An 8,548-nucleotide genomic window follows, 5' to 3' on the forward strand; every position below is an offset into this window, starting at 1 on the left:
GTCACCGGCCCACCACGGTGTGGAGTCCGTCCCGCATGGTCAGACCCGCCCCATGGTGCGACGCTGGATGGAAGAGGTATCCGTGGGGCCACCGGGAGGACCGATGGGACGCGACGTTCCGGCGATGGTCTTCACCCGCGAGGACCGTCGCCGGTACCGGATCAAGATGCAGGAGTGTCTCGACGCCTTCGCCCAGATGCTGCGCGAGGCACGGTTCGACTCCGAGTGGCCTCAGGTGGGCCTGGAGATCGAGCTGAACCTGACCGACACCGAGGCCGAGCCGACGATGCGGAACGGTGACGTGCTCGACGCCATCGCGGATCCCGCCTGGGACACCGAGCTGGGCCGGTTCAACCTGGAGATCAACATTCCGCCCCGGCGGCTGGTCGCGGGCGGCCCCGACGCCTGGGAGGAGGAGATCCGCGCCGCGCTGAACCACGCGGACGAGCGCGCCAGGTCGATCGGCGTCCATCTGATCATGATCGGCATCCTGCCCACCCTGCGGGAGTCGGACGTGGGGCCGGAGGCCCTGTCGGAGAACGCCCGCTACCGGCTGATCAACGAGCAGGTCTTCGCGGCGCGCGGAGAGGACCTGCTCATCGAGGTGGACGGGGTCGACCGGCTGCGGACCTATGCGGAGACCATCACGCCGGAGGCCGCCTGCACGAGCACGCAGTTCCACCTCCAGGTGTCGCCGGAGGACTTCGCCGACTACTGGAACGCGGCGCAGGCGATCGCCGGGATCCAGGTCGCGCTGGCGGCCAACTCGCCCTTCCTGTTCGGCAAGGAACTGGCGCACGAGACCCGCATCCCGCTCTTCGAGCAGGCGACGGACACCCGACCGCAGGAGATCAAGGCGCAGGGAGTACGGCCCCGGGTCTGGTTCGGGGAGCGGTGGATCACCAGCGTCTTCGATCTCTTCGAGGAGAACCTCCGCTACTTTCCGGCGCTGCTGCCCCTGTGCGAGGACCAGGACCCCACGCAGACGCTGGCCCGCGGGGACACGCCGGACCTGGCCGAACTGACCCTGCACAACGGCACGATCTACCGGTGGAACCGTCCGGTCTACGCCGTCACCCGGGGCAGGCCGCACCTGAGGGTGGAGAACCGCGTGCTGCCCGCGGGCCCGACGGTCGCCGACACCCTCGCCAACGGCGCCTTCTACTACGGTCTCACCCGCGCCCTGGTGGACGAGGACCGGCCGGTGTGGTCACGGATGTCCTTCTCCGCCGCCGAGGACAACCTGGACACCGCGGCGCGGGACGGCATCGACGCCCGGCTGTACTGGCCCGGAACGGGTGAGGTGCCGGTGCCCGAACTCGTCCTGCGACGGCTGCTGCCACTGGCGCACCAGGGCCTGGAGCGCTCGGGCATGGACGCGGCCTGGCGGGAGCCGCTGCTCGGCATCATCGAGCAGCGGTGCGTCACCGCGCGCAACGGCGCGGTCTGGCAGAAGGAGATGCTGCACCGTTTCGAGACGTCGGAGCGGTGCGGCCGTCACGAGGCCCTGCGGCGCATGACGCAGCAGTACATCGACTACATGCACCTCAACGCTCCGGTCCACACGTGGCCGGTGGACTGACCGAAGGAGCCGCGAGAGGCAGGGCCGAGCCGTCCCTCCGGTCCGGGGATCCGTACGAGCCGGTCCAGGAATCCGTACGGACCGGTTCAGGAATCCCTGTGGGGCGGCCGGACGACGTACGGGCCGACGGCCCCGCGAGGTCAGCCGGCCACCGTCCCGGCCAGGGTCTCGCGCACGATCCGCACCGCGCGTTCCGTGTCGGCGCGCGTCACGTCCAGGTGGAAGACGAAGCGCAGCTGGCCGGGGTAGCCCGCGCACAACAGGCCCCGGCGCGCCAGCCGGTCGCGCACCTCGTCGGTCGCGAGCCCGGGGGCCGACCTCGCGAAGACCATGTTGGTCCCGCTGGGCTCCATGGTCAGGCCCTCCACGTCCTTCAGGCCCTCGGCGAACAGCGCGGCGTGCTCGTGGTCGTCCGCGAGCCGCCTCACCTGGTGGTCGAGCGCGTGGAGTGCCGCGGCGGCCAGCACACCGGCCTGGCGCATCCCACCGCCCAGAACCTTGCGCCAGCGCCGTGCCCCGGCCACGAACTCCCGTGATCCCAGGAGCGCCGAGCCGACGGGCGCGCCCAGGCCCTTGCTGAAGCAGACGGAGACGCTGTCGAAGTGGCCGGCGATCAGCCGTGCCTGCTCGTAGGGGTCGCCCCCGGCGGCCACCGCCGCGTTGAACAGCCGCGCCCCGTCCAGGTGCGTGGCGAGGCCGTGGTCGCGGGCGATCTGTGTGGCGTTCTTCAGGTAGTCCGTCGGGACGGCCCGGCCACCGATGGTGTTCTCCAGGCAGAGCAACCGCGTGCGCGCGAAGTGCGGGTCGTCCGGCTTGACGGCCGCCGCGATGTCCAGCGGGTCCAGTGTCCCGTCCGCCCGGTGCGGCAGCGGCTGGGGCTGGATGCCTCCGAGCACGGCGGCTCCACCGCCCTCCCACCGGTACATGTGGGCCATCTGGCCCGCGATGTACTCGTCCCCGCGGCCGCAGTGGGTCAGCAGGGCGCACAGGTTGCTCTGCGTCCCCGAGGAGACGAACAGCGCGGACTCGAATCCGAGCAGCCCGGCGATCCGCTCCTGCAACGCGTTGACGGTGGGGTCGTCACCGAAGACGTCGTCACCCACCTCGGCCTCGGCCATCGCCCGGCGCATCGCCTCGCCGGGCCGGGTGACGGTGTCGCTGCGCAGGTCGATGAGGTGACCGGGCTCGTCGGCGGCGGCACCGGCCGCGTTCACGGCACGGGGGACATCGACGGCGTCGGCGGCACGGGCGGCATCAGTGGTCGGCACACGCACACTCTGCCACGCCGGGGGTGACCTCGAGTGCCGGGGTGGCCGCCGAGCCCGCGGGTCTGCCCCGGGGCCGACGGCACCGGCTTCACGGCCTTCCCGTTCTCGGTCCGCCGGACCGCCCCTCCCGTCCGCCCGTTCGTCACGGTCCTCCCGTCCGTTCGTCACGGTCCTCCGCGGGCCGTCGTGATCCCGGCGGCCCGCGGTGCGGGCGGGCCGCCGGGATCACGCTCCACCGGGGGCGGGTTCGGGGAGCACTCGCTCCGGGCGGATCCGGCCCGGGGTGACGTGGGTCCTCCTCCCCGGTGGAAGCGGCGGAAGGCGCGAGCGGGTCAGGCCCGGAACTGGTTCTCCGGGACCGGGAGCCCGTAGTGCTCGCGCAAGGTCGTGCCTTCGTACTCCTCACGGAACAGGCCCTTGCCGCGCAGGATCGGCAGGACGTGTTCGACGAAGGCCTCGAGGCCCGAGGGCAGGGCGGGTGCCATGATGTTGAACCCGTCCGCCGCGCCGCCCTCGAACCAGGCGATGATCGTGTCCGCCACCTGTTCGGGCGTGCCGATGAACTCGAAGTGGCCGCGTCCGCCGCCGAGCCGGGAGATGACCTGACGGACCGTGAGGTTCTCCCGCACCGCGAGGTCGATGATCAGGTCCGAACGGCTCTGCGCTCCCTCCAGTTTCGGTCTGTCGAGGATGAAGTCCGGCAGGGGCGCGTCGAGTTCGAAGGCCGACGGCTCGGTCTCGAACACGGCGGCCAGTTGGCGCAGCCCGTACTCCGGAACGCGCAGTTCGTCGAACTCCCGGGCCACCGCCCGGGCTTCCGCCTCGGTCGACCCGATGTACGGGACGATGCCGGGCAGGACGATCACGCCCTCGGGGTCGCGGCCCGCGGACCTGGTCCGTGCCTTGATGTCGGCGTAGAAGGCGGCCGCGCGCTCGTAGGTCGTGTGGGCGGTGAAGACGGCCTCGGCGTGACGGGCCGCGAAGTCCTTCCCGTCCTCGGAGGAGCCGGCCTGGACGAGCAGCGGGTGACCCTGCGGCGGGCGCTGGACGTTGAGCGGACCCGCCACCTTGAAGTACGCGCCCTGGTGGTCGAGCCGGTGCAGCCGCTCGGGGTCGGCGTAGCGTCCGCCGGCCTTGTCCGCCACGACGGCGTCCGACTCCCAGCTGTCCCAGAGTGCCTTGGCGATCTTCAGGAACTCGTCGGCGCGGGCGTAGCGCTCGGCGTGGCCGGGGCGGTCGTCGAGGCCGAAGTTGGCGGCCTCGTCCGCTCCCGCCGAGGTGACGATGTTCCAGCCGGCGCGGCCGCCGCTGACGTGGTCGACGGAGGCGAGCCGGCGCGCGAGGTTGTAGGGCTCGTTGTACGTCGACGAGACGGTCGCGATGAGGCCGATCCTGCTGGTCGCCTGGGACAGGGCGGTCAGCAGCGTCAGTGGTTCGAGCTGGCCCGGTGGCCTGAACTCACCGGTTCCCATGAGTGCCGGGCCGTCGGCCAGGAACAGCGAGTCGAACTTGGCGCTCTCGGCGAGCCGCGCCAGCTCGATCCAGTGGCGCAGGTCGAAGTCCGCCCGGGGGTTGCTGCGCGGGAGCCGCCAGGCCGCCTCGTGGTGGCCCGCCTCCATGAGGAAGGCGTTGAGGTGGAGCCGGCGCTGTGTCGCGGTCATGGGTTCTCTCCTTCGGGTGTCGGGGTGGGCGGCGGGGCTCAGTCGAAGGTCAGCTCGGAGCTGTCGTAGCCGGCCGGGAGGAGGTTGTCGGTGATCGACGCGACGTCCACCTTCTTGGTGATCTGGCCCGACTCCAGGAAGACGTCCGCGAGCTTCTGCTCCAGCTCGATGTCGGACTTCTCGACCGGGGTCACCCGGTTCGAGTAGGCGGCCAGGGACGCCTTGGCGTCGGCCAGGGGGATGCCCTGTTCCTTCGAGAGCGCCTTCGCGTACTGGTCGGGGTGTTTGATCGCCCAGGCGTACTCACGGGAGAGACGCTTCAGGACGTCGGTGAGGGCCGCGCGCTTGGTCCTGTCCTTCAGCGACTTGTCCGTCGCGACGTAGTAGCTGCTCGTCTGGTCGATGGGCGGGAGGCCCTTGACCAGGATCCGCGCGCCGTTCTTGACCGCGATCGCGGACTGCGGGTTCCAGATCGACCAGGCGTCCACCTTGCCGGTGTTGAACGCCGTCGCGGCGGCCGCGGGGTCGAGGAAGACCAGCTTGGCGTCCTTGGGCCCGAGGCCGACGCTCTTCAGCGCGTTCAGGGCCAGTCCGTGGGCGGAACTGCCCTGCGGAACGGCGATCCGCTTGCCCTTGAGGTCGGCGGCCGTCCTCAGCTTCGAGCCCTTCGGCACGATGATGTTCTCGACCGCCTGGTCGGGCGTGAGCGAGCGGTTCACGGCGACGATCTTGAAGCCGTACTCCTTCGCCGCGCCGGTGATCGGCGGTACGTCACCGACGCTGCCCAGATCTATGTCCCCCGACGCCGCGGCCTGCACAAGAGGCGGACCGTAGGTGAAGCGGGCGAACTTCACCTTGTAGGGCGCGTTGTCGAACACGCCGGTGACCTTCGCCAGCTCCTGGCTGCCGTCACCGCCGTTGTCGCCGATGGTGAAGGTGTACTTGCTCCATTCCGGATGCTTCGCGCTGCTCGCGTTGCCCGCGTTGCTCAGCGGCGCGGAGGCGTCCGAGGACGAGCCGCAGGCGACGAGGGTGCTCGCCAGGGCGAGGGGAGCGGCGGCGGTGACGATCCTGCTGGTTGTCTTGCGCATGGTGATGTCCTGGGCTTTCTGTGCTGGGGTTCGGTGTTCGGCGCGCGTTGTTCGTGTCGGCGCCGGGGGAGTCAGTGCCGGCCGAGGGGGTCAGTGCCGGCCGGCGAGGCCGAGGTCCTCCAGGAGCCGGGCGCGCAGTTCCTCGCGCGCGACGCTCGCCTCACGGTCGGCGGCCGAGAGGTGGACCTCGTGGGAGCCGCCGATGCGGCCGTCGCTCATGACGAGGACGCGGTCCGCCAGGGCGATCGCCTCGTCGATGTCGTGGGTGACGAGCAGCATGGCCGCCTGGTGCCTCGTCCTCAGGGCGCGGACGAGGTCGTGCATGCGCAGCCGGGTGATGGCGTCGAGGGCCGCGAACGGCTCGTCGAGCAGGACGAGTCCGGGCTCCGAGACCAGCGCCCTCGCGAGCGACACCCGTTGCGCCTCGCCGCCGGAGAGTTCCTTGGGCCACGCCCTCTCGCGGCCCGAGAGCCCGACCTCGGCGAGCACGTCGCGGGCGCGCTGCTCGGCGTCGGGCCCGTGGAGGCCGAGGGTGACGTTGCGCAGGACGCGCTGCCAGGGCAGCAGCCGGTCGGCCTGGAAGACGATCGCCCGCTTCGCCGGGACCTCGACGCGCCCTCCGTCGGGCCGGTCCAGTCCGGCGAGCAGCCTCAGGAGCGTGCTCTTGCCGCAGCCCGAGGGGCCGAGCAGGATCACCAACTCCCCGTCGGCGATGGTGAGATCGAGTTGATCGAGCACCGTCCGGTCACCGAACCGCCGGACGACCCGCTCGACGACGACACCGGTGCTCCGGCGGAGATCGGTCGCGACTGCGCTGCTCATGACGCCTCATAACTCGGGCGCCACCGCAGCAGCACCCGCTCGAGAGCCCGGACGAACTGGTCGGCGAGCAGACCGAGGAGCGAGTAGATCACCAGCCCCACGAAGACCTGGTTGGTCTGCAGGTAGGTCTGTCCCTGGGTGATGAGGAAGCCGAGCCCCTGGTCGGCGTTGACGGTTTCCGCGGCGACCAGGCCCAGGACGCTGTACGCGAGGGAGAAGCGGAGGCCGACCAGGAAGCCGGGCAGGGATCCGGGCACCAGCACACGCGTCACCAGGCGCCAGGTGCCCGCCCCGGTCGTGCGGGTCATCTCGATCAGCCGCTGGTCGACGCCGCGGATCGCGGCGAACAGGTTGAGGTACATCGGGACGCCCGCCCCGAAGGAGATCAGCAGGACCTTCGTGAGCTCGTCGATGCCGAACCACACGATCATCAGGGGCAGGACCGCGAGGAGGGGGATCGTGTTGAGGACCTGTACGACGCCGTTGAACAGGTACTCACCGCTGCGCAGCAGTCCGCCGAGCACTCCGGCGACGATGCCCACCGTCAGCCCGAGCGCGAGTCCGAGGCCGGCGCGTTGCAGGGAGATGGCCAGGTCCGGACCGAGCACTCCCTGCTGCCACAGGTCGACGGCGGAGTTCACGATCGAGGTCGGGGCCGGGGCGTAGGTCTTCGTCAGCACTCCGGCCCGGGCGAGCGCCTCCCAGGCGATGAGGATCACGACCGGGGTCGTGTAGACACCCAGCGGCCAGCGCAGCCGCTCGCGGAGTGTGCCGAGCGTCGTCCGGCGGCGCGCGCCACGCGGAACGAACACCTCACGGGCCCGCTCGTTCTTCGTCGCGGCGTCCGGGCCTTTGATGACGGCGGGAGCCGGGATGCGGACCTCGGTCATGCCGCCACCGCCAGGACGCCGGTGTAGTGCGAGGCGTCACCGACGAGTTGCTCGCTGCGGCGTCCGTCGACGCCGACCGGTACCTCTCCGGCGACGGTCACCCGGTTCAGGAGCCGCGGGTGGTCGTCGTAGTTGTCCACCGCGTAGTGCTGGGTGATCCGGTTGTCGAAGATCAGCAGTTGGCCGGGGGACCACGTCCAGCGCAGGATGTTCTCCGGGCGGGTCACGTACGACTGGAGGATGCGCAGCAGATCGGCCGAGTCGCTGCCGGACAGGCCGACGATCCGTTTCGCGAACCCTCCGATGAACAGGCCTCGTTCGCCCGTCAGTGGATGCACCCGCACGACCGGGTGCTCGGCCTCGTACGGTGTCGAGACGAAGGCCCGGTCGTACTCCTGCCGCTGTGCCGTGGCGGCCGCGGGGCGGGCGTAGTCGTACTGGTTGGTGTGCACGACGCGCAGGGAGTCGGCGAGGGCGCGCAGCGGCGCGGGCAGGTCGCGATAGGCCGCGGCGGTGTTCGCGATGAGCGTCTCACCGCCGTAGGGCGTGGTCACGAGCGACCTCAGCGTCGTGACCTGCGGCGGGTTGACCACGAACGTGACGTCCGTGTGCCACTCGTTGGCCTTGGAGGTCTCGCTGTCGACGGCGAGCACGTTCGTCGTGCCGTCGACGGCCGCCACGTTCGGATGGGCGGTGGTGAGTTCGCCGAACCAGCGGGCCACGCGCTCCTGGCCGGCGTTGTCGAGGCCGGCCTCGTCGAAGACGAGCGCCTTGTGCTCGTCGAGGGCGTCACGCAGTGCCGTGAGCGTGGAGTCGTCCGGTGGCGCCGTCAGGTCGACGCCCTCGGCCACCGCGCCGATACGGCCGGTGAGTTTGCGGATGGACACGGGCATGAGGAGGTACCTCTCGGGAGGGGTGGGTGTACCACCGTGTGCTGAGGGGCGGGCGGCGGCGATGACGGATCGCCGCGCCGGCCGTTCGGCCGAACGGGAACGGGAGAGGGGTTGCGGCCACGACGTGGAGGCAGGCAGCCGTCATCCGTGCGGGAGGCACGGCCGGGCGGATCCGGTCACCGGGGGCCGATGACGAACCGCCGAGCCCGATGCCGGATCGCTCGTCCGCCTGTGACCGGCCGCTGCCGGCTCACGGGTTCTTCGACGACCGCGTCGGTCCGCCCGTACGGTCTCGCCGCCCGTGCGCGCCCTGCGCCGCGGACTCCCGGCCGTGGCCGGGA

Annotated in this window: 7 protein-coding genes; 1 reads left to right on the forward strand and 6 read right to left on the reverse strand. The window is 71.1% G+C overall.

Going from position 1 to position 8,548, the window contains the following annotated elements; translation table 11 throughout:
• Positions 1-103: 103 nt before the first annotated feature.
• A complete protein-coding gene (locus tag CW362_RS32400) occupies positions 104-1,582 on the forward strand; it encodes a glutamate-cysteine ligase family protein (RefSeq protein WP_103553169.1) in 1,479 nt (492 codons plus the stop codon).
• Positions 1,583-1,722: 140 nt separating this feature from the next.
• Here CW362_RS32400 and ltaE read toward each other — a convergent pair whose 3' ends face one another.
• From ltaE to CW362_RS32430, 6 genes are all read right to left on the reverse strand, one after another.
• Entirely contained in the window at positions 1,723-2,850 is a 1,128-nt protein-coding gene (ltaE, locus tag CW362_RS32405; protein ID WP_240658143.1) for a low-specificity L-threonine aldolase, read from the reverse strand.
• A gap of 332 nt (positions 2,851-3,182) precedes the next feature.
• Complete coding sequence (locus CW362_RS32410) at positions 3,183-4,511, reverse strand: LLM class flavin-dependent oxidoreductase (protein ID WP_103553170.1); 1,329 nt, start codon at positions 4,509-4,511, stop codon at positions 3,183-3,185.
• Between the two features lie 38 nt (positions 4,512-4,549).
• On the reverse strand, positions 4,550-5,602 hold the full coding sequence (locus tag CW362_RS32415) for an aliphatic sulfonate ABC transporter substrate-binding protein (RefSeq protein WP_103553171.1): 1,053 nt from the start codon (positions 5,600-5,602) through the stop codon (positions 4,550-4,552).
• A gap of 90 nt (positions 5,603-5,692) precedes the next feature.
• On the reverse strand, positions 5,693-6,424 hold the full coding sequence (locus CW362_RS32420; protein WP_103553172.1) for an ABC transporter ATP-binding protein: 732 nt from the start codon (positions 6,422-6,424) through the stop codon (positions 5,693-5,695).
• Positions 6,421-7,314 (reverse strand): ABC transporter permease, encoded by an 894-nt coding sequence (locus CW362_RS32425; protein ID WP_103553173.1) that lies wholly within the window; start codon positions 7,312-7,314, stop codon positions 6,421-6,423. Before CW362_RS32425 ends, CW362_RS32420 begins: the two co-directional genes overlap by 4 nt.
• Complete coding sequence (locus CW362_RS32430; RefSeq protein WP_103553174.1) at positions 7,311-8,207, reverse strand: TauD/TfdA dioxygenase family protein; 897 nt, start codon at positions 8,205-8,207, stop codon at positions 7,311-7,313. The genes CW362_RS32425 and CW362_RS32430 overlap by 4 nt, the downstream gene beginning before the upstream one ends.
• Positions 8,208-8,548: the final 341 nt, after the last annotated feature.

It is taken from the genome of Streptomyces populi (assembly GCF_002911015.1).
GTDB classification, from domain to species: Bacteria; Actinomycetota; Actinomycetes; order Streptomycetales; family Streptomycetaceae; genus Streptomyces; species Streptomyces populi.